Consider the following 21734-nt stretch of genomic DNA (forward strand, 5'->3'; position numbering starts at 1 on the left):
TACGGAAGTGACGGCCGGGGTAGTCGAGTACGGGGCGTCCGGACCGGCCCGCACCGCCGACCCGCCGACGACCTGGCCTGATCGACATCCGTAGAATGGCCGATACACATCAACCCCACCCACCGCTCACCCGCCCACGGTGAGAGGACGACCCACGCCTCGGGAGGCGAGCATGGGCACCCGTCGCACCTCACTGCCGGGAGTCGGTACGCAGTACGACTTCACCACCGAGGAGGGCCGCCACATCTCGGTGGTCGTCCACCACGACGGCAGACGTTTCCTCGGCTTCTACGCGTCCGACGACCCCGACGCCTGCCAACTGGCCGTACCGCTCTCGTCCGACGAGGCGACCGCGCTGGCCCATCTGATCGACCCGGCCCCCATCGACGCCGTGCGCACCGACGGGATCGACCTCGTCACCGAGCACATCCCGGTCGGCTCCCGCTCCCCGTACGCCGGCCGGCTGCTCGCCGACACCCGCGCGCGCAGCCGCACCGGCGCGTCGGTCGTCGCCGTGCTGCGCCGGACGAGCGCACACCCCTCGCCGGGACCGGAGTTCCGGTTCGCCATCGGGGACACCCTGGTGGCGGTCGGCACCCGCGAGGGCGTGGACGCGCTCGCCGAGATCATCGCCGGAGGCTGATCGTGCACGAGACCACCGCCCTGCTCATCGAACTCGGGGCGATCATCCTCTGCCTGGGGCTGATAGGCCGGTTCGCCGGACGCATCGGCCTCTCCCCCATCCCGCTCTACCTCCTCGCCGGGCTCGCGTTCGGCACCGGCGGACTGCTGCCGATGAGCGCGAGCGAGGACTTCGTCGCCGTCGGCGCGGAGATCGGCGTCATTCTGCTGCTGCTTCTGCTCGGTCTGGAGTACAGCGCCTCCGAGCTGGTCGGCAGCCTCAAGACGCAGTACCCCTCGGGCGCGGTGGACTTCGCGCTCAACGCGCTGCCCGGCGCGGCGGCGGCCCTGCTGCTCGGCTGGGGTCCGGTGGCCGCGGTCGCACTGGCCGGCGTCACCTGGATCTCCTCCTCCGGCGTCATCGCCAAGGTCCTCACCGATCTGGGACGGCTGGGCAACCGGGAGACCCCCGTGGTCCTCGGCATCCTCGTGATGGAAGACCTGGCGATGGCGGTGTACCTGCCGCTGCTCACCGCGCTCCTCGCGGGCGTCGGCCTGGCGGGCGGCAGCGTCACCCTGCTGATCGCGCTCGGCGCGGTCGGCGTCGTCCTCTATCTGGCGCTGCGGCACGGCCGGCTGATCAGCCGCGCGGTCTCCTCCGACAACCCGGAGATGCTGCTGCTGGTGGTCCTCGGACTGACCCTGCTGGTCGCGGGCATCGCCCAGGAGCTCCAGGTCTCCGCCGCGGTCGGCGCGTTCCTGGTCGGCATCGCCCTGTCGGGCGAGGTCGCCGAGGGCGCGCGCAAGCTGCTCACCCCGCTGCGGGACCTCTTCGCCGCCGTGTTCTTCGTGTTCTTCGGTCTGTCGACCGACCCCACCGAGATCCCGCCGGTGATCCTGCCCGCGCTGCTGCTCGCCGTGGTCACCGCCGGCACCAAGATCCTCACCGGCTGGTACGCGGCCCGGCGCGCGGGCATCGGCCCGCGCGGCAGGCTGCGGGCGGGCGGCGCGCTGGTGGCGCGCGGCGAGTTCTCGATCGTGATCGCGGGGCTGGCCGTCGCCACGGAGCCGAGGATCGGCCCGATCGCCACGGCGTACGTCCTGATCCTGGTGATCGTGGGGCCGCTGGCGGCGCGCTGGACCGAGCCGCTGCTGACGCGCCTGGGCGAGTCCCGCTCCCGGAAGAAGGAGACCGCCGCTCCGGCGTCCGCGAGCACCGCCGCGGACCTGCCCGCGGACCCGTCCGCGGACCTGCCCGTGAGCACCGCCGTCGACGCCCCGGCGACTCTGCCCGCGGTGACGGTTCCGCCCGCGCCCGAGCCCGCCGAGGGCGAACCGGGGAAGAAGGACTGAACCGTACGCTCGGTGAAGCCGTACGCACGGTGAAGCCCCGTCCGCCTCCTTCCGGGAGCGGGCGGGGGCTTCGCCGTGGGGCCGCCGGGCACGGGGAACCGCCCGGCGCGCGGCGGAGTTACCCGCTCGACAGAGGCAGGCCTTCGACCGCGAGCCCGGAGAACACCCCATGACCGATGAGTCCACACCCTTCCGGCTGCTCCCCGGCTCCGCGAATTCGCCGGTGATCCTGCATGTCCCCCACTCCTCCCGAAGGATTCCCGCGCCGGTGCGCGCCGGGATCGCGCTCGACGACCGGGCGCTCGGCGAGGAGCTGGACCACATCACCGACGCGCACACGGCGGAGCTGGCCGCCGCCGCGGCGCGCCACTGCGCCGTCACCCCCTGGCGGTTCGTCAACGGGCTCTCGCGGCTGGTCGTGGACCCCGAGCGGTTCCCCGACGAGCGCGAGGAGATGCTCTCGGCCGGCATGGGCGCGGTGTACACCCGCACCACGCACGGCGAGCCGCTGCGGCCCCCGGGGACGGACCCCGAGCCGCTGATCGACCGTTACTTCACCCCGTACGCCCGGGCCATGACGGCGGCGGTGGCCGGCCGGCTGGCGGCGACCGGGCGCGCGATCGTCGTCGACGTCCACTCGTACCCGACCGCCCGGCTCCCGTACGAACTGCACGGCGAGGGCCCCCGTCCGCCCGTCTGCCTGGGCACCGACGCCTTCCACACCCCGCCGGAGCTGCTCGCCCTCGCCGGGGAGGCGTTCGCGGGGTTCGGCGGGACGGGGACCGACTCCCCCTTCGCGGGTACGTATGTGCCCCTGGAGTTCTACGGCGCGGACCGCCGGGTGAGCGCTCTGATGATCGAGATCCGCCGCGACACCTATATGCGGGAGCCCGGCGGACCGGCAGGCCCGGGGCTGGAGTCCCTCGCGCGGGCGCTGGCGGCGCTGGTCGACGCGCTCGGTGAGGGTTAGGGCCTGTCTGACGGATCTTGCCGTGCCGCCCGGCCGTGCCCGGGATCCCGGGGACCACGGCGCGGGCCCCTTCCACCGGTGCGCATCGGTGGAAGGGGCCCGTGCCGCCGGGCTACACCCCGGTCAGCTTCTTGAGGGCGATGTTGAGCTGGAGGACATTGACCCGGGGTTCCCCGATGAAGCCGAGGATCCGGCTGTCGGTGTGGTCGGCCACGAGCTTCTCGACCCGTTCGACGCCGAGGTTGTGGCGTTCGGCGACGCGGTGGATCTGGAGCTTCGCGTACTCCGGGGAGATGTGGGGGTCGAGGCCGGAGCCGGAGGAGGTGACGGCGTCGGCCGGGACGTCGGCGGGCCGGACCTCGTGGCCGGGGACGGAGTTGTCCCGGACGACGGCCTCCTTCGCGTCCTTCACCCACTGGATCAGATCCTCGTTGTCGCCCGAGCGGTTGGTCGCGCCGGACAGGATCAGCGAGTACTGGGTGTTGACCGAGTTGGTTCCGAGCCCGTTGGAGGGCCGGGGCTGGAACCAGCGGAGGTCGGGCCTGGCCGCCTCGTCGGGGTCGTCGGGGTCCTTCTTCGGCAGCAGATAGGACTGCCCGATGAGGGAGGACCCGACCACCTTGCCGTCGTCGGTCTTCACCTCGGAGCCGTTGGCCCTGCCCGGGAAGAGGAGCTGCGCCGCCCCGGTCACGGTGAGGGGATAGAGGATCCCGCAGACCACGGTCAGCACCAGCAGGGCGCGGAGCGCGGCGGTCAGGAGACGTCCGGTATTGCGTACGGAGGTGTTCATGGAGGTCACCCGATGCCAGGGAGGTGGGAGATGATCAGGTCGATGATCTTGATGCCGATGAACGGGGCGATCAGCCCGCCCAGTCCGTAGACGGTGAGATTGCGCCGCAGCATGGCGTCCGCGCCGGACGGCCGGTACCGCACTCCCTTGAGGGCGAGGGGGACCAGCGCCACGATGACGAGCGCGTTGAAGATGACGGCGGAGAGGATCGCCGAGTCGGGCGAGGACAGCTGCATGATGTTCAGCTTGTCCAGGCCCGGGTAGGCGGCGGCGAACATCGCCGGGATGATCGCGAAGTACTTCGCCACGTCGTTGGCGATGGAGAACGTGGTGAGCGCGCCCCGGGTGATGAGGAGCTGCTTGCCGATCTCCACGATCTCGATGAGCTTGGTCGGGTCGGAGTCGAGGTCGACCATGTTCCCGGCCTCTTTGGCGGCCGAGGTGCCCGTGTTCATCGCCACGCCGACGTCGGCCTGGGCGAGCGCCGGGGCGTCGTTGGTGCCGTCCCCGGTCATCGCGACGAGCTTGCCGCCGGCCTGCTCCCGCTTGATGAGGGCCATCTTGTCCTCGGGGGTGGCCTCGGCGAGGAAGTCGTCGACGCCGGCCTCCTCGGCGATCGCCTTCGCGGTCAGCGGATTGTCGCCGGTGATCATCACGGTGCGGATGCCCATGCGCCGCAGTTCGGTGAATCGTTCCCGCATGCCGTCCTTGACGACGTCCTTGAGGTGGATGACGCCCAGGACCCGGGCCCCGTCCGCGTCGCGGACGGCGACCAGGAGGGGGGTGCCGCCCGCGCCGGCGATCCGGTCGGCGGCGCGGTCGGTCTCGTCCGAGACGGTTCCGCCGTGCTCCCGCACCCAGGACACCACCGACGCCGTCGCCCCCTTGCGGACGCCGCGCCCGCCGGTGTCGACCCCGGACATCCGGGTCTGGGCGGTGAACATGATCCACTCGGCGTCCGCCAGATCCTCCTGGCGCCGCTCCGGAACCTCGTACTTCCCGGTGGCGAGGGCGGTGATCGAGCGGCCCTCCGGGGTCTCGTCGGCGAGCGAGGAGAGCTGCGCCGCCTCGGCGAGTTCGCTCTCCCGGACTCCGTCGACGGTGACGAACTCCGAGGCCTGACGGTTGCCCAGGGTGATCGTGCCGGTCTTGTCCAGCAGCAGCGTGGACACGTCGCCCGCCGCCTCCACGGCACGGCCCGACATCGCCAGCACATTGCGCTGGACGAGGCGGTCCATGCCCGCGATCCCGATCGCCGACAGCAGCGCGCCGATCGTGGTGGGGATGAGGCAGACCAGGAGGGCGGTCAGCACGATCAGCGACGTCTCCTCCCCGGCCCCGGCGTAGACGGCGAACGGCCGCAGTGTGACCACCGCCAGCAGGAACACCACCGTCAGCGAGGCCAGGAGGATGTTGAGGGCGATCTCGTTGGGGGTCTTCTGCCGGGAAGCGCCCTCCACCAGGCTGATCATCCGGTCGATGAAGGTCTCGCCCGGCCGGGTGGTGATCTTCACGACGATCCGGTCGGAGAGGACCTTCGTACCGCCGGTGACCGCGCTGCGGTCCCCGCCGGACTCGCGGATCACCGGTGCCGACTCGCCCGTGATGGCGGACTCGTCGACCGAGGCCACTCCCTCCACGACGTCTCCGTCGCCGGGGATGATGTCGCCGGCCTCGCAGACCACCAGGTCCCCGATGCCGAGACCGGTACCCGGAACCGCTTCTTCCACGCCGTCCGCCAGCCGGCGGGCGACCGTGTCCGTCTTCGCCCTGCGCAGGGTGTCGGCCTGGGCCTTGCCCCGGCCCTCGGCGACCGCCTCCGCGAGATTGGCGAAGATCGTGGTCAGCCAGAGCCAGAGGGTGATCGCCCAGCCGAAGACATTCCCCGGATCGCTGATCGCCAGGCCCGTCGTGACGACCGATCCGATCAGCACCACGAACATGACCGGCGACTTCACCATCACCCGGGGGTCGAGCTTGCGCACCGCCTCCGGGAACGACTTCAGCAGCTGCCCCGGGTCGAACACACCTCCCGCGACCCGGCCCGGACCGGACGGGTCCGGCTGGGGGGCCGGGCCGGACGGCTGTCCGGATCCCGGTCTCCGCGCGGCTATGACGGTCTGGCCGGATTCCGCGGTCCGGGTGGTTCCGGAACCGGTCACCCCGGAGTTCTGTGTGTCGCTGCTCATGACGCGAGCCCTTCGGCGAGCGGTCCCAGCGCCAGGGCCGGGAAGTAGGTGAGACCGGTGATGATGAGGATCGTGCCGACGAGGAGACCGCTGAAGAGCGGCTTCTCCGTGCGGAGCGTTCCGGAGGTCTCGGGTACGGGGTTCTGTTCCGCGAGCGAGCCCGCCAGCGCGAGGACGAACACCATCGGCAGGAACCGGCCGAGGAGCATCGCCAGACCGATCGTCGTGTTGAACCACTGTGTGTCCGCGTTCAGCCCCGCGAAGGCCGAACCGTTGTTGTTCGCGCCCGAGGTGTAGGCGTACAGAATCTCCGAGAAGCCGTGCGCGCCGGAATTCGTCATCGAATTGCCCGGGGTGGGCAGCGCCATCGCCGCCGCCGTGAAGCAGAGGACCAGGGCCGGCGTCACCAGAATGTAGAGCGCCGCGAACTTGATCTCCCGCGTGCCGATCTTCTTTCCGAGGTATTCCGGTGTGCGGCCCACCATCAGTCCCGCGATGAAGACCGCGATCACGGCCATCACGAGCATTCCGTAGAGCCCCGATCCGACTCCGCCCGGCGCGATCTCGCCCAGCTGCATGCCGAGCATGGTGATACCGCCGCCGAAACCGGTGTACGAGGAGTGGAAGCTGTTCACCGCGCCCGTGGACGTCAGGGTCGTCGCCACCGCGAAGATGGCCGAACCCGCGATTCCGAACCGGGTCTCCTTGCCCTCCATCGCACCGCCGGCCGACTGGAACGCCGGACCCGGGTGGGCGAACTCCGTCCACATCATCAGCGCGGTGAAACCGACCCAGATCGTCACCATCGCGGTGAGGATCGCGTATCCCTGCCGGACGCTTCCCACCATCCGGCCGAATGTCCGCGTCAGCGAGAAGGGAATCACCAGGATCAGGAACACCTCCAGCAGATTGGAGAGTCCGTTCGGGTTCTCGAAGGGGTGGGCGGAGTTCGCGTTGAAATAACCGCCGCCGTTCGTGCCCAGCTCCTTGATCGCCTCCTGCGAGGCGACCGCGCCGCCGTTCCACTCCTGGACACCGCCGGAGAACTGCCCCACTCCGTGGATCCCGGCGAAGTTCTGGATGGCCCCGCAGGCCACCAGCAGCACCGCCGCGATCGCGGAGATCGGGATCAGGATCCGTACCGTGCCGCGGACCAGATCGGCCCAGAAGTTCCCCAGCTCACCCGTGCGTGACCGGGCGAAACCGCGTACCAGGGCCACCGCGACCGATATGCCCACCGCGGCGGAGACGAAGTTCTGCACGGCCAGTCCGCCGGTCTGCACGACATGGCCCATGGCCTGTTCGCCGTAGTACGACTGCCAGTTCGTGTTCGCCACGAAAGACGCCGCCGTGTTGAACGCCTGGTCCGGATCGATCGACTGGAAACCCAGGGAACCGGGCAGCGACCCCTGGGCCCGCTGCAGCAGATAGAGGAAGAGGACACCGATCGCGGAGAACGCCAGCACCCCCCGCAGATACGCGGGCCACCGCATACCCGTGTCAGGGTTCGCACCCACCGCCTTGTAGATCCACTTCTCCACCCGCCAATGCCGGTCGGAGGAGTAGACACGCGCCATGTAGTCGCCCAGGGGGCGGTACACCAGGCCGAGCGCCGCCATCAGAGCCAGCAGCTGAAGCACACCGGCAAGAACAGGACTCATATCCGGGCTAGAACCTCTCCGGGTACACAAGAGCGAGGACGAGATAGCCCAGCAGGGCGACAGCCACGATCAGACCGACCACATTTTCGGCAGTCACAGCTTCGCCACCCCCCTGGCCACAACAGCCACCAACGCGAAAACCGCGATCGTGATCAAAACGAAGGCCACATCGGCCATCGCGAACTCCTGAATGGATGAGGATTCGGCCGGCCGGAAACGTACAGACGGACGGATCCGCCGGATACCGACCTGCTCGGACAATCTGACTGTTCGAGGAAACCCTTTGCGGACGGCCGCACGGCCCCCGTTGATGCGTCCCTTACGGCACCGGCCGCGCTCTTGACGCAACCTGTACGGGCTGCCGGGGATGAGCGCCCGGGTGAGGATGGCCAAGAACCGCCCACCGGGGGCCCGGAGCGAGAATCCGTCCGGGCGACGTCCGGGCGGGGACAGGGAGAGTGCGCGCTCATGACCGGCAGACGGACCGGCCCCGGGCCCGCCCCGGGGCCGGGCCCGGGGCCCGGCCCCGAATCGGGGCCCGGCGGCCCCGGGGGTGCGGCCCGGCGCTGCCGTGCCTGGCTGCTGGACGGCCTGAGCGAGACCTCGGCCCGCCATCCCGGGCCGCACGGCACCCCGCCCGCCGAGCACAAGGGCCACCGCTGGTGGCGGGTCATGTGTCTGACCGGCGTGGACTACTTCTCCACCCTCGGCTACCAGCCCGGCATCGCGGCACTCGCGGCCGGGCTGCTCTCCCCGCTGGCGACCCTGGTCCTGCTGGCCCTGACCCTGCTGGGAGCGCTGCCCGTCTACCGCCGGGTGGCCAGGGAGTCACCGCACGGCGAGGGCTCGATCGCCATGCTGGAGCGGCTGCTGACCTGGTGGTCGGGGAAGCTGCTGGTGCTGATCCTGCTGGGCTTCGCCGCGACCGACTTCATCATCACCATCACCCTTTCGGCCGCCGACGCCTCCGCGCATGTGGTGGAGAACCCCTTCGCCCCCGCATGGCTGCACGGCGGCAACCTCTGGATCACCCTGGTCCTGCTCGGACTGCTCGGCGCGGTCTTCCTCAAGGGCTTCCGGGAGGCGATCGGCATCGCCGTGGCCCTGGTGGCCGTCTATCTCTCCCTCAATGTGGTGGTGCTGGCCGCCGCCGCCTGGCAGGTCGTCTCCGAACCGGTGCTGGTCCCGAACTGGTGGGACGCCATGACCGCCGAGCACTCCTCCCCCTGGGTGATGGTCGGGGTGGCGCTGCTCGTCTTCCCGAAGCTGGCGCTCGGCATGTCCGGCTTCGAGACCGGCGTCGCGGTGATGCCGCAGATCCGGGGGGACGCCTCGGACACGTACGAGAACCCCGCCGGCCGGATCCGCGACACCCGCAAGCTGCTCACCACCGCCGCGCTGATCATGAGCTGCTTCCTGCTGCTCTCCAGCCTCGCGACGACCCTGCTGATCCCCCAGGACGACTTCAGGGCGGGCGGCCCGGCGAACGGGCGGGCGCTCGCCTATCTGGCCCACCTCTACCTCGGCGAGGTCTTCGGCACCGCGTACGACATCTCCACCATCTGCATCCTGTGGTTCGCGGGGGCCTCGGCCCTCGCCGGTCTGCTCAACCTGGTCCCCAGATTCCTGCCCCGGTACGGCATGGCCCCCGAGTGGACGAGGGCGGTACGCCCGCTGGTGCTGGTGTTCGTGACGATCGCGGTGGGCATCACCCTCTACTTCGACGCGAACGTGGACAAGCAGAGCGGCGCGTACGCCACCGGGGTACTGGTCCTGATGCTCTCGGCGGCCTTCGCCTCCACGGTCGCGGCCCGCCGCCGGGGCCATCGGCGGGCCGCCGCCGGGTTCTGCGTGATCACGGTGGTCTTCCTCTACACCACCGTCGCCAATGTCGTCGAACGCCCGGACGGCATCAAGATCGCGTCGCTGTTCATCGTCGCCATCCTGCTGACCTCCTTCGCCTCACGGGTGCACCGCGCGTTCGAACTGCGCGCGGCGGAAGTCGTCTTCGACGAGACGGCGGCCCACTACATCGACCACATGGTCGCCTCGGGCCCGCTGCGGATCATCGCCAACGAGCCGTCGGAGCACAGCACGGCGGAGTACCGCGTCAAGGAGTACAGCCAGCGCCAGGAGACCCATATCCCGGGTGGGCGGCCGGTGCTCTTCCTGGAGGCGTTCGTACGGGACTCGTCCGACTTCACGGCGGATCTGCTGGTGCGCGGCGACGAGAAGTACGGGGTGCGCAGACTGCGGGTGGAGGGCGCGACCGTGCCCAACACGATCGCGGCCGTCCTGCTCGCGATCCGGGAGCGCACGGGCCGGGTCCCGCACGCGTACTTCACCTGGACGGAGGGGTCGCCGGTCGCCCATCTGCTCAGCTTCCTCTTCCTCGGCCAGGGCGAGACCGCACCCGTCACCCGCGAGGTGCTGCGCCGAGCGGAGCCGGATCCCGCCCGGCGGCCCAGGATCCATGTGGGGTGAGCGCCCGCCCGGCGGGGCCGGAGCCGGGCGGCGACCCGTCGGTGTCGTCGCGGTGACGGCCCCGCCACGGCCGCACTGCCACCGTGGCTCGGGGAGTGCCCGCCGGTCATGAACCACCTCACCACCGGCCGGCGGGGAAAGCGCGGGGAGGCAGTTCTCGATGGCACCGCCGAAGACACACGCGCCGCGGCCGGGGGCCGCGGCCACGCTCCCCGCCGTACCCGGGAACCGTGCGGGGGTACGAACGCCCGCGCCCCGGCCGCGTTTCCCCCTGTCCAACGCCGCCGCGACGGCGGCGGCGCTGGCGGGCGGGACCGGGGCGGGGCAGGCCGCCGCGCCGCCGGCGGGGCGGTCCTCGCTCCCCGCGCAGAACACGGTCGGCAACGGGGCGGTCGCGGCGGCGAGGTCCGGCACCGCCGCCAAGCCCGCCGCCCCGGCACGGGCCGCCGCGGACGCCACGGCCGGCGCGGCCTCCGCTGCCGGAGCGGCGGACGCCCCGGCGCGGGCTGGCGCGGCCGAGACCGCCGGGGCCGCCGGGGCGGGGGGCCGTCGGCGGGGGCCCGAGTCCGATCCGAAGTTCGGCGCGCTGAAGAAGGAGGTCCACCGCAAGAAGCGCTCGGTGGCGACTTCCCACCGGCCCGCGCACACCGAGGCCGCGGCGGCTTCGGCGGCGGCCCTGCCGCCCAAGGACGACGCCGAGGCGCAGGGCAAGACCGCCAACGCGGAGAGGATGAACGAGGCCCGGCCGGGCGAGTTCGACAAGGCCGCGTTCATCAGAGCGGTCGAGAAGGCGATCGCCGACAGAGCGCCGAAGAACCTCGACGAGGCCGACAAGTTCGCCGGCTCCGGCAAGGCCGAAGAGGTGCGCGCCGAGGTGCAGGGCCAGGTCGGCGCGGGAAAGACGGAGTCCGCCGAGCAGATCGCCACCACCACCGCCGCCGCGCCCGACACCTCGGCGGCGGTGCCGAAGACCGTGGTCCCGCTGGCGGCCGACCGCCCGCCCGGAGCGCCGGGGGCGCCCGACGCGAGGAACGCGGTCCCGGACCGGCTGCCCGCCTCCGCCACCGACATGTCGGCGGGGCCCGAGCGGGTAGACCGGCACATGGCGGACGCGAAGGTGACGGAGACCCAGCTGCGCCGCGCCCATGAGCCCGCCTTCACCAAGGCCCTGAGCGGGAAGAAGGCCGCCGAGCAGCACTCCGCCGCCGCTCCCGGCCGGCTGCGCGGGCACGAGGCGGGGGAGCTGCGGGCCGCCACGGACCGGGCGGGACGCCTCGGCGGCGCGGCGATGGGGGCGATGGGGGCCGGCCGGGCGCTGACCGGGCAGCGGGTCGATGTCGGCAAGACCGGTGCCAAGGGGCGGGACGAGGAGAAGCGGGCCCGGGTCACAGCGGTGCTGCAAGGCGTCTTCGACACGATGAAGACGGAGGTGGAAGGAATTCTGGGCGGTCTCGACAAGCTGGTCGACGACCGGTTCGCCCAGGGGGAGAAGGAGGCCCGGGAGGCCTTCACCGCCGAGCACCGGCGGAAGATGGACGAGTACAAGGACCGGCGGTACTCGGGCCTCGACGGCGCGTGGCGCTGGGTGCGGGATCTGTTCGCCGGGCTGCCCGCCGAGGCCGACAAGATCTTCGAGCAGGCCAGGGACGGCTATCTCCGCCGGATGCGGCAGGTCATCGCCGATGTCGCCACCGTGATCGCCGGGGAGCTGAACCGGGCCAAGCTGCGGATCGCGCGGGGCCGTGCCGAGATCCAGGACGCGGTGCGGAAGCTGCCCGCCGACCTCCGGTCGATCGGCAGACAGGCCGCCGCCGAGTTCTCCGACGCGTTCGCCGAACTCTCCCAGTCCGTGGACGACAAGGGCACCGAGCTGGTCGACACCCTGGCCGCCAAGTACACCGAGGCGCTCAAGGCCGTCGACGACGAGATCGCCGCGGAGCGGGAGAAGAACAAGGGGCTGGTGGCCAAGGCGATCGACGCGGTGAAGGGCGTCATCGACACCATCCTGGAGCTGAAGCGGCTGTTGCTGGCGGTCCTCGCCAAGGCCGCCCAGGCGGTCATGATGATCCTGACGGACCCGATCGGTTTCCTGCGCAATCTGGTCTCCGCCGTCGGCGCCGGGCTACGGCAGTTCCTGAAGAACATCGGCACTCATCTGCGGCAGGGCATCATGTCCTGGCTGCTGGGCCGGGCGGCCGAGGCGGGCATCCAGATCCCGGCCGCCTTCGACGTCCGGGGCGTGCTGACCATGCTCGCCTCGCTCCTCGGTCTGACCTGGCCCGCCATCCGGGCCCGTATCGTCCGCCGGGTGCCGGAGCGCGCGGTGGCGGTGGCCGAGACCGCCGTCCCCCTGGTCGCCGAGGTCCGCAAGCGGGGCGTCGCCGGTATGTGGGAAGACCTCAAGACCCGCGTGGGCGACCTGCGCAGAAACCTGCTCGACAACATCATCGGGTATGTGACGCCCGCCATCGTGACCGCCGGGATCACCTGGATCCTCTCCCTGCTCAACCCCGCGTCCGCCTTCGTCCGCGCGGTCAAGCTGATCATCGACATCGTCACCTTCGTCGTCACGCAGGCCCGCCAGATCATCGACTTCGTCAACGCCGTCCTCGACGCGGTCATCGCCATCGCCAAGGGGGGCAGCGGAGGAGTCCCCTCACTCGTCGAACGCGCCCTCGCCCGCTCCATCCCCACCCTGCTCGGCTTCCTCGCCGCGCTGCTCGGACTCGGCGGGATCGCGGCCAGGGTCAAGCAGATCATCCAGGCCATGGCCCGGCCGGTGAACAAGGCGGTGGACTGGGTCATCGACAAGATCATCGGCCTGGTGAAGAAGGTGTGGGCCCGCTGGACCAGAAGCAGGGGGACGGGAAAGGGCAAGGGGAAGGGGAAGGGGAAGGACGGGCGCTCCGGGGACAGCCCGGAGAAGAAGAAGGAGCAGCTCGCCAAGGCGCTCAAGGCTGCGGTCGACACGGTCAACAAGTACCGCGGCCGGCCTGTCGCCGGACGTATCCTCCGCCCTCTTCTGACCGTTGTTCGTGTGCGGCACGGACTCGCCGAACTCCGGCTCTTCGAGAACGGGGAGAACTGGGCGGTCTACGGCCGGATCAACCCCTCGGACAAGGCCGACACCGAGGCGAAGACCGAGGCGAAGATCACCGGCATGCTCGCGGCGTACCGGGGAATCCATTTCAAGCTCACCTGGGATCCGAAGGCGTACCAGGAGATCCTCAAGCAGAACCTCGTGGGCAGGCCCACCTTCAGCGCCGCCGCCATGAGGATGACGGGAAGCACGAAGCCCGACGGATCCGATGTGCCGGAGAGCACGCTGCTGGAGAAGGCGCAGATCGTCGTCACCATGATCGAGAAGACGAAGAGCCCGACATCGGTCATGCAGTGGTGGCCGGGGAAGCTGAAGATGCAGTTCGAGAGCGAATACTTCGGCCTGCTCCAGCGGTACATCAACTCGTACAACAAATTCTCGCAGGAGGTCAAGAATCCCAAGATCGGCGGGAAGCTGATGGACGTCCCCTTCATCTCCACGTCAAAGAAGGCCATCCATTCGGCCCGCTACGCCAAGGGCGAGAAGTTCGCCGAGGCCCATGAGAAGCGCTCCGACGGCATCGTCGGGCGGCTCTTCGTCTATCTCTTCAGCGTGGCGGACATCCAGAAGCAGGATCCCGCCAACATCTCGCAACTGGCCGGCAATAAGATCAAGCTGAGGGCCCGTCTCATCCATGAGGGGGAGGCGACGTTCTCCGGCGTCATCCCGGGCAAGAATCTGGTCGCCCAGCACGACGCCACGGCCGCGGAGACCGTCCAGCAGCTGGCCGAGAAGGGCGAGCAGGACGCGCGCGGCAAGGCCGAGCCCCAAGGAGGGCTGAAGGAATGGTCCTGACGCCGAGGGCCTACGCGGCCCTGGTCATCGATGACGCCGCCGGGCTGCTCGCGCCTTCGGGGCCGCGCCGCCGCGCCGCCACGGAGGACCGGTTCGACGCCTCGCTGGCTCCGGTGCTGGAGGGCGTCAACTGGCTCGCCGGGGCCCTGTCGACCGACCGTGTCAATGATCCCCTGTTCTCCGCGCACGACCTTTCCCTGGAGATCACTTCCTATCTCTACGCGGCGGGCGCGGCCCATGACTCCTGGCGTGAATGGTCCTCGCTGACCTCCTGGGGTTCCGCCCTGCGCGGAGACGTCTTCGAAGCGGCCGCCTACGCGGTGCTCGGCGGGGACTGGGAGCATCTCCGCGCGTTCCCCCCGGCGCCCGGCCCTCAGCCGCCGTCGCGCACGGTCGTCTGGCAGCTGGCGCTGGGCCCCGGCGCCCCGCTGGACACCGACGGGGATCCGGACGAACTGGAGGAGATCTGGCTGAGCCTGCTGGCGAGCATCCCCCTGCGTGAACACGGGCGGACCGAGGCGGCGCTCCAGACCCTGGTCGACTTCTGGATCCTGGAGGACGAGCAGTGGGACCTCTTCGAGCCCCACTGCCACCCCTGCTTCGACCCCCACATCTGCGCCCTCGCCGCACTCGCGCACCAACACGGCTACCGCCCCCGGGACCTGACCGACGACGCACGCCGATTCCTCGACCCCGGCCTGACGCTGCGGCTCCCGGAAGCCTGAACGGACGGCACCGGGGGTGCCAAGGGCAGGAATTCCGCAGGTCGCGAGAGCCTGAGCACGGTGCTGGACACCACTCCTTGACGTAATAGGCTTAACTCAAGCTTGCCCATTACTAACTTCGGAGGGGTGCTTTGTCCTTCATCAGTACGGCCGAGGCGGTACAGGCATGGGTCCACGGCTGGGCCGCTTCACGCAACGCCGCCGAACCGGCCTCCCGGCCCTGGGGCTTCACCATTGACGTCGGCCTCCCCGGGCATGTCGCGCGCCATGTCGTGCACTCCGGCGACGAAGCCGCCGTCCGTGAGATCACCGAGAGCGCGGCCGGTCCCGGCGTCTGGCTGAAGGCCTGCATGCCACCGGGGACGTTCGCCCCCCTGCTCGCCCCCGGCTGGTCCCTCACCGCCGGCCCCGACTTCCTGATGACCGCCCCGCTGTCCGCCGCGCCCTCCCGCGCCCCGGCCGAACCGCCCGGCGGCTACCGGCTGCGCACCTGGACCCGTGCGGGTGTCACCCGCGCCCTGGTGCGCACCTCCGACGGCGGCTACGCCGCGCGCGGCCAGATCGCCGTCAGCGGCGACTCCGCCGTGGCCGACCAGGTGGAGACCGACCCGGCCCACCAGCGCCGCGGCCTCGGCCGTCTGGTCATGCGCACTCTCACCGAAGCCGCCGCCGAACAGGGGGCCACGACAGGCGTACTGGTCGCGACGGCGGAGGGCCGGGCCCTGTACGAGACCTCGGGATGGCACGTACTGACCCCGGTGGCCAGTGCGGTACGGGACCCGGACCCGGTCGGCGTCTGATCGGCCTTCGCGAGCCCCGGGGTCCGGCCGCCGACGCGCACCGACACGCACCGACGGGTGCCCGTGCGCGGTCCGAACGCGGCTCGGCGGCAGCGCCCGAGGCCGGTTCGGGGTTTGGCGGACGAGGCCTGGCTTTCGAGGAACGCGATCGCCTTGGAAACGAACGCCGGGCCGGCCTGGAGGCGCTGGACGAGTTCGGACGCGGTGAGACTGCCCGCGTCGGTGGTGCAGAGGGACACCATCACCCGGGACGTCATCGGGGCAGGCCCGACTGCGTGAAGATGGCGGCGAGCACCTCCTCGTACTCGCGCACGGCCCCGGCGTCGCGCCCATGGGCTCCGGATCGGTCGAGGTGACCGTCCAGCTGCCCACCGGCTCCCGTGTCGAGGCGAAGGCCGATGCCGCCGAACTCCGGGGCGTCGGACGGCTCGGCGAGGTCGTCCTCGACGGCGCGCAGGGCTCGGTCAAGCTCGACGAGGTCTCGGGGGCCCGCCTCACGCTCCTCGCCGGCGATGTCCCGGTCGGCCGCCTCGGCGGCCCCGCGGAGATCAGCACCCAGAAGGGCGAGATCCGGATCACCGAGGCCACGCACGGCACGGTCGTGCTGCGCACCGAGTCCGGCGGAATCTCGATCGGCGCCGCCCGCACACCTTCATCGACTGCCTGGCCCACGTCCGCAAGCGCTGCTGGGACTTCCCGGTCCGCGAGCTGATGGGCGCCCGCCCCTCCGCCCACCGCCCCTCCCCCATCGCCGTCGGCCCTGAAAGGCTTTGCGCGGGCCCGCGTTGTCGCCATGATGGGGGGAGACACCCCTGGTGACTGAGGAGTTGCATGGACATCGGAGTGTTCCTCCCCATCGGCAACAACGGCTGGCTCATCTCGAAGAGTTCTCCGCAGTACATGCCGACCTTCGCGTTGAACAAGGCCATCGTTCAGCGGGCCGAGGAGCACGGCTTGGACTTCGCGCTTTCGATGATCAAGCTCAAGGGTTTCGGGGGCGAGACGGAGTTCTGGGACCACTGCCTCGAATCGTTCACCCTGACGGCGGCACTGGCCGCCGTGACGGAGCGGATCAGGCTCTACGCCTCCGCCCCCGTCCTCGCGCTGCCCCCGGCGATCGCCGCCCGGATGGCCGTGACCATCGACTCGATCGCCCCGGGCCGGGCCGGCGTCAACATCGTCACCGGCTGGGCCCCCGCCGAGTACGCCCAGATGGACCTGTGGCCCGGGGACGAGCACTTCGCCAACCGCTACGCGCGGGCCGCCGAGTACGTCACCGTGCTGCGGCAGTTGTGGGGCGCGGGCACAAGCGACTTCGCGGGCGAGTTCTACCGAATGGACGGCTGTGTGCTCTCGCCGCGCCCGGCGAGCGGGCACATCGACATCCTCGCCGCCGGGCAGAGCGGTACGGGGATGAGGTTCGCCGCCGAGCACGCCGACGGGAACTTCATTCTGGGCAGTGGGGTCAACACTCCGCTCGCCCTCTCCGACGCCACCGCCGCACTCGCCGAACACACGCGCGCCACCGGCCGCGATGTCGGCGCACTCGCCCTGTTCATGGTCATCGCGGACGAGACCGACAGCGCGGCACGGGCGAAGTGGGAGGACTACCACGAGAACGCCGACCTCGGGGCGCTGGGATATCTGACAGCGCAGACAGCGACGGACAAGGACGCCGACGACTCCTCGACCGCGAGAACCGTGGCACTGCCCGAGGGTGCCGTGAACCTCAACATGGGGACGCTCGTCGGGTCGTACGAGAACGTCGCGCGGATGCTCGACCGGATCAGCGAGGTCCACGGCGTCAAAGGGGTCATTCTGGTCTTCGACGAGTTCCTCGAAGGCATGGAGAACTTCGGCACCCGCATTCAGCCACTCATGAAGTCCCGTGCCCCCGTGTCCGGTTCCTCCGTGTCCCGTTCCTCCGTGTCGCGTGCCTCCGTGTCCCGTTCCTCCGCGCCGGGGAAACCGTGAACGCGTGAACGGCGGGGGCCCGTTCGCTCGGGCCCTTGTGCTCCGAGGCCATGATCCGCCTGGTGGAACCCGGCGGTGAGACACGCGAAAACCAGTGGCCCGGCACCGCTGTGCGCCATTACCGTGCTGCCGAGCCAAGTCGTCTGGGCAAGGACGTGCCGTTGTACACCGTGTGAGACCTCCCGAGTGCTGATTCGTCGCGCGTCGCGCATGTGCGCCGCGCTTCTTTCCGCTGCGGTCTTCTCACACTGAAACCGGTGTACTCCTGTGCTCAAGAACTGGGCCGTCGTGCCCACTCGCCTGCCACTCGTCCTCCGCCGCTGCCACACGTGCGCGTCCGAGCGCTTCCGGGCAAGCGGCAAATTTCGCGTCAACGCCAACCACAGGCTCCTCGACGCCTGGCTCCTCGTGCTCTGCGTCGCTTGCGGGGAAACCGCGAAGCTCACGGTCCTGGAGCGGATCAATGTGCGCTCCATACGGCCTGAACTGCTGGACCGGCTGCATGCCAACGATGCCGGTCTGACGGCCGAGCTGCTCCAGGATCCGGCTGTGCGGCACCGTAATCGCATCGCCCTCGACTGGGACGGCGCCTGGCGTCTCGACACCGGCGGACCGGACCATCCGGACCGCGAGGTGATCGACGTCTCGGTCCGCTTCGCGGCGCGGATCCCGGTCCGGCCGGTGCGGCTGATAGCTGAAGGCTGCCGTCTCCCCCGGGCCGAGGTGGAGAGGCTGATCACGCGGGGGAGCCTCGTTTCGGCGGTCCGGCTGAGCGGCAGGCTCTCCGGCGACTTCACCTTCACGCTCAAGCGCTGAGCCTCCCCGGTACAAAGGGGCCTGTCCGGCGGGACACGCCGGGCAGGCCCCTCGTACGGCGACCGGCGACGGCGACGGCGACCGGCGGACGCCTGCTCAGACCGCCGCCGTCCGGAGCTGGTGGGGCATGTTCCAGCCCTCGGCGAGTCTCGACGGGTGGACGTTGTCCCCGCCGCCGAAGAACTCGCAGAACTTCATGATCAGCGGGTCCCAGCGGAGCGGGTCCACATAGTGCGTCCCCGGGATGACCAGCTCCTCCTCGACATGGGCGCGAAGGACTTCGACCTCGAAGGCGGTGGCGTGCGACGCGGGGCCGCCGAAGGGGCGGGTGGAGACGACCCGGCACTCCAGCTGGACCGGGCATTCCGCGACCCTGGGGGCCCGGACCAGGTCCGATGCCTGTTCGGTCAGCTGTCCGACGGAGAACTTGTCCGGCTCGTAGCGGTAGCCCTGTTTCACCTTGTAGTCCGGCACGGCGGGCTTCCCGGTGGTGAGCGCGATCCGGTCGACGGCGTCGACCATCGCGGAGGAGGGCAGATTGAGCACGCACTCGCCGTCCCTGAGCAGGTTCGCGGTGGTCTGGGCGTTGTCGCCGAGCCCGAGCATGCACGACTGGCCCAGCCACCACACCGAGGACATGGGCATCAGATTCGCCGTGCCGTCCTCGTTGAGTGAACTGATCAGCACCACCGGCGTTCCGAAGTAGAGGACCTTGAGACCGGGGACGACGTGCATGCGCTGTGCCTTTCGCGGAGTACCGGACCGACGGCCCGCGATCAGGAACGCGAGCCTCCGCCGACTCTCTCGTGAGCGGGACCGCCCACGCTGGCGGAAATACGACATCACGTTTCGGTGAGCGGATCACTCCGCCGCGTCGGGAACTCCACGAAGCGGATCCGGCGTCGCTGACAGCGTGAGAACACATGGTGGGACGGACGTGGATCCCGATACGGAGAGCGCGGACCCGGGCGGGCGGCGAGCGCCGTTCGGCCGGGCGGGGCGGGGGCGTGTCCTCGCCCCGCTCGCCCTGCTGGTGGCCGGATTGCTGATGTTCCCGGCCGCCGTGCCGAACGGGGCCGGGCGTATCGGCAGCCTGCTGGAGACCTTTCTGCCCTGGCTGGGCCTGGCCGTCCCGGTACTGGCGGGTCTGGCGCTGCTGCGCCGCGCGACCGTCGTCCTGCCGGTGCTGCTCCTGCCCGCGGCGGCCTGGCTCGGCCTCTTCGGAAGCCTGCTCGTGCCACCGTCCGGACCGGGCCACGATCTCACCGCGGTCCAGCACAATGTGAGCGACGAGAACCCCGACCCTTCGGGGACGGCGCGGAAACTGCTGGAGGCCGACGCCGATCTCATCGCGCTGGAAGAGCTGACGCCCTCCGCCCTGGCGGAGTACACGGCGGTGCTCGCACCGCGCTATCCCCACCACGCGGTCAGGGGCACGGTCGGGCTGTGGTCCACGTACCCCCTCAGCGCCGTGGAGCGCGTGGACATCAAGCCCGAGGGGGTACCCGAAGGCTGGGACCGGGGAATCAGAGCCACCGCCGCGACGCCGAAGGGCGACATCGCCGTCTACGCGGTCCATCTGCCCTCTGTACGGCTCAGCCCGAGCGAAGGGTTCCGTTCCCAGTGGCGGGACGAGAGCGCCGTGCTCCTCGGCAGGGCGCTGGCCGCGGAGCCTCTCGACCGGGTGATCCTGCTCGGGGACCTCAACAGCACGGTGGACGACCGCGGCCTCGCACCGGTGCTCTCCCATCTGGACCCGCCCCGCACGGGCCTCGCGTTCAGCTGGCCCGCCGCGCTCCCACTGGCCCGGATCGACCAGATACTGACCCGGGGCGCGACCGCGACAGACATCCGGTCGCTGCCGGGGACAGGGAGCGACCATCTGCCCGTCGCCGCCCGTATCGGACTCTGACACTCCCCGGCCGCCGCCCGGAGGCGCGACGGAAGACTGAACGGGCGCTCCTCGCGAGCGACTCAAGTCGGTGGAGGAGAGGCCGGGGGCGGCTGAAGACCGTGCTCCGAACGGGCCACTGTGGTGCCTGCGGACCGGGACCGGGAATCGCGGTCGCCGGGGAGAGCCGCGGCGCGGCCGAGCGGTCTCCGCCGGAGCGGGTCGGGACGCTCCGGGCCTCGGCCCACACCCCCGCCCGGCGCCCCCGCTCCCCCGTCAGCCGCACAAGGCGCGCTCCACGAGCCGCTGGACGGCCTGCTCCGCGCGCATCAGCTGGGCGAAGTCGGCGGTCTTGCCGCTGGCGGTGACGACGACCGAGCGGCTGCCGTCGCCGGTGAACCCGGTCCTGACCGTGGCACCGTCGAGGTCGCCGCCGTGGCCCCAGCGGTGTCCACCGCAGCTCAGGGGCTGGCTCATCAGCCCGAGTCCGTAGCGGAGGCCGGGCATCGCCTCCTCGTACACCCCGCCGACGGGGACCGTGCGGCGCATCTCGGCGAGCTGCGCGGCGGGCAGGAGCCGGCCGCCGAGCAGTGCGGTGTAGAAGCGGTCGAGATCCTGCCGGGTCGATACGAGGGCGCCCGCCGCGCCGGCGGAGGTCGTGTCGCGGACCGTGGTGTCGGTCCAGCGGTCGGAGCCGCGGAACTTGTGGTAGGTGCGGGCGTGGGGTGCGCGCAGCCGGGGGTCGTCGCCGGGGGCGTAGGTGTCGCGCAGGCCCAGCGGGCGGATGAGGCGGCGCTCGACCTCCTCGGCCCAGGGGCGTCCGGTGGCCTTCTCGACGATCATGCCGGCGATCAGATAGCCCGGATTGGAGTAGTTCCACCGGGGGGCGGGGTCGCCGGGTGCCGCGGGGGGAAAGTCGGGCCGGTGCCGCATCGCGTGGGCGACGGACTCCTCCGGGGTGAACCGGTCGAATCTGGTGCGTTCGAAGTCCTCGGCGGTGTCGCCGGTCACCTCGCTGTGGTCCCAGTTGTAGATGCCGCTGGTGTGCTGGAGCAGATGGCGCAGGGTGATCCGGCGGCCGTCGTTGCCGTTGCCGTCGACCACTCCGGGCAGCCATCTCTCGACCGTGTCGTCCAGGGACAGCCTTCCCTCGGCGGCCAGTTGCAGGACGACGGTGGCGACGAAGGTCTTGGTGACGCTGGCCGCGCGGAACACGGCGTCGCGCGGGGTGGGCCGGCCGGTGCCCAGGACCGCCTCCCCGGCGGAGGCGGCCAGGCGGCGGTGCCCGTGGCGGACCTCGACCGCGATGCCGACGTAGCCGGCGTCCTTGAGGGTCCGCTCCAGCTCGGCCGCCAGCCGGGCCCTGGTGAGGGGTGCGGTTCCGTGGCCCTCGGCCGCCACTGCGGCGGCGGGCGCGGTGGACACGGTGGACGCGGTGGACACGGTGGACGCGGTGGCGGGTACCGCCGTGGCACCCGCGAGGAGCAGGGCGGTCACCGCGCTCGCGACGGCCGTCCGTGAACGGGTCTTCAGTGTGTTCATGGCTCCCACAGTGCCAAGCGGGC

The 21734-nt window shown here is 70.9% G+C and carries 17 protein-coding genes and 1 pseudogene; 11 read left to right on the forward strand and 7 right to left on the reverse strand.

All coding sequences use genetic code 11. The features are described 5' to 3' along the window. The first annotated feature begins 172 nt into the window (after positions 1-172). The 3 genes from ABD371_RS08880 to ABD371_RS08890 all read left to right on the forward strand — a co-directional run bounded on the left by ABD371_RS08880 (position 173) and on the right by ABD371_RS08890 (position 2944). Positions 173-643 (forward strand): cation:proton antiporter regulatory subunit, encoded by a 471-nt coding sequence (locus tag ABD371_RS08880; protein WP_344474620.1) that lies wholly within the window; start codon positions 173-175, stop codon positions 641-643. Between the two features lie 2 nt (positions 644-645). Continuing rightward, entirely contained in the window at positions 646-1974 is a 1329-nt protein-coding gene (locus ABD371_RS08885; RefSeq protein WP_344474622.1) for a cation:proton antiporter, read from the forward strand. A 169-nt stretch (positions 1975-2143) separates the two neighbouring features. Next, positions 2144-2944 (forward strand): N-formylglutamate amidohydrolase, encoded by an 801-nt coding sequence (locus tag ABD371_RS08890; protein WP_344474624.1) that lies wholly within the window; start codon positions 2144-2146, stop codon positions 2942-2944. 112 nt (positions 2945-3056) lie between these two features. Here ABD371_RS08890 and ABD371_RS08895 read toward each other — a convergent pair whose 3' ends face one another. The 5 genes from ABD371_RS08895 to ABD371_RS08915 are packed head-to-tail and all read right to left on the reverse strand — an operon-like array spanning position 3057 to position 7845. Next, a complete protein-coding gene (locus ABD371_RS08895) occupies positions 3057-3734 on the reverse strand; it encodes a potassium-transporting ATPase subunit C (RefSeq protein WP_344474626.1) in 678 nt (225 codons plus the stop codon). 5 nt (positions 3735-3739) lie between these two features. After that, on the reverse strand, positions 3740-5923 hold the full coding sequence (gene kdpB, locus ABD371_RS08900) for a potassium-transporting ATPase subunit KdpB (RefSeq protein WP_344474628.1): 2184 nt from the start codon (positions 5921-5923) through the stop codon (positions 3740-3742). Further along, positions 5920-7584, reverse strand: coding sequence for a potassium-transporting ATPase subunit KdpA (gene kdpA, locus ABD371_RS08905; protein ID WP_344474630.1), 1665 nt, complete (start codon positions 7582-7584; stop codon positions 5920-5922). The genes kdpB and kdpA overlap by 4 nt, the downstream gene beginning before the upstream one ends. 7 nt (positions 7585-7591) lie before the next feature. Further along, complete coding sequence (gene kdpF / locus ABD371_RS08910; RefSeq protein WP_190123518.1) at positions 7592-7681, reverse strand: K(+)-transporting ATPase subunit F; 90 nt, start codon at positions 7679-7681, stop codon at positions 7592-7594. Further along, the gene (locus ABD371_RS08915) at positions 7678-7845 is read right to left on the reverse strand and encodes a hypothetical protein (RefSeq protein WP_344474632.1); all 168 of its coding nucleotides are present in this window, start codon (positions 7843-7845) and stop codon (positions 7678-7680) included. The genes kdpF and ABD371_RS08915 overlap by 4 nt, the downstream gene beginning before the upstream one ends. Before the next feature lie 207 nt (positions 7846-8052). Between ABD371_RS08915 and ABD371_RS08920 the strand changes: the two genes are divergently transcribed. The 7 genes and pseudogenes from ABD371_RS08920 to ABD371_RS08955 all read left to right on the forward strand — a co-directional run bounded on the left by ABD371_RS08920 (position 8053) and on the right by ABD371_RS08955 (position 18278). After that, positions 8053-10068: an amino acid transporter gene (locus ABD371_RS08920; RefSeq protein ID WP_344474634.1), complete on the forward strand. Its 2016-nt coding sequence runs from the start codon at positions 8053-8055 to the stop codon at positions 10066-10068. 160 nt (positions 10069-10228) lie between these two features. Beyond that, positions 10229-13963 carry a phage tail protein gene (locus ABD371_RS08925; RefSeq protein WP_344474636.1) on the forward strand — a complete coding sequence of 1245 codons (3735 nt, stop codon included), beginning with the start codon at positions 10229-10231 and terminating at the stop codon, positions 13961-13963. Continuing rightward, positions 13954-14688, forward strand: a complete 735-nt coding sequence (locus tag ABD371_RS08930; RefSeq protein WP_344474638.1) for a hypothetical protein — start codon at positions 13954-13956, stop codon at positions 14686-14688. Before ABD371_RS08925 ends, ABD371_RS08930 begins: the two co-directional genes overlap by 10 nt. Positions 14689-14819: 131 nt before the next feature. Beyond that, positions 14820-15488 (forward strand): GNAT family N-acetyltransferase, encoded by a 669-nt coding sequence (locus ABD371_RS08935; protein WP_344474640.1) that lies wholly within the window; start codon positions 14820-14822, stop codon positions 15486-15488. 337 nt (positions 15489-15825) lie between these two features. Beyond that, positions 15826-16149: pseudogene (locus tag ABD371_RS08945) on the forward strand (DUF4097 family beta strand repeat-containing protein); the annotation flags it as partial. Between the two features lie 170 nt (positions 16150-16319). Next, positions 16320-17462 carry a pyrimidine utilization protein A gene (rutA, locus tag ABD371_RS08950; RefSeq protein ID WP_344474642.1) on the forward strand — a complete coding sequence of 381 codons (1143 nt, stop codon included), beginning with the start codon at positions 16320-16322 and terminating at the stop codon, positions 17460-17462. Positions 17463-17729: 267 nt separating this feature from the next. After that, positions 17730-18278 carry a DUF1062 domain-containing protein gene (locus ABD371_RS08955; protein WP_344474644.1) on the forward strand — a complete coding sequence of 183 codons (549 nt, stop codon included), beginning with the start codon at positions 17730-17732 and terminating at the stop codon, positions 18276-18278. A gap of 96 nt (positions 18279-18374) precedes the next feature. On the opposite strand, the gene ABD371_RS08960 is transcribed toward ABD371_RS08955, so the two are convergent. Beyond that, positions 18375-19013 carry a flavin reductase family protein gene (locus ABD371_RS08960; protein ID WP_344474646.1) on the reverse strand — a complete coding sequence of 213 codons (639 nt, stop codon included), beginning with the start codon at positions 19011-19013 and terminating at the stop codon, positions 18375-18377. Positions 19014-19326: 313 nt separating this feature from the next. Between ABD371_RS08960 and ABD371_RS08965 the strand changes: the two genes are divergently transcribed. Further along, positions 19327-20190, forward strand: coding sequence for an endonuclease/exonuclease/phosphatase family protein (locus tag ABD371_RS08965; RefSeq protein WP_344474996.1), 864 nt, complete (start codon positions 19327-19329; stop codon positions 20188-20190). 255 nt (positions 20191-20445) lie between these two features. On the opposite strand, the gene ABD371_RS08970 is transcribed toward ABD371_RS08965, so the two are convergent. Next, a complete protein-coding gene (locus tag ABD371_RS08970) occupies positions 20446-21711 on the reverse strand; it encodes a serine hydrolase domain-containing protein (RefSeq protein ID WP_344474647.1) in 1266 nt (421 codons plus the stop codon). Positions 21712-21734: the final 23 nt, after the last annotated feature.

It is taken from the genome of Streptomyces amakusaensis (assembly GCF_039532665.1).
Classification (GTDB): domain Bacteria; phylum Actinomycetota; class Actinomycetes; order Streptomycetales; family Streptomycetaceae; genus Streptomyces; species Streptomyces amakusaensis.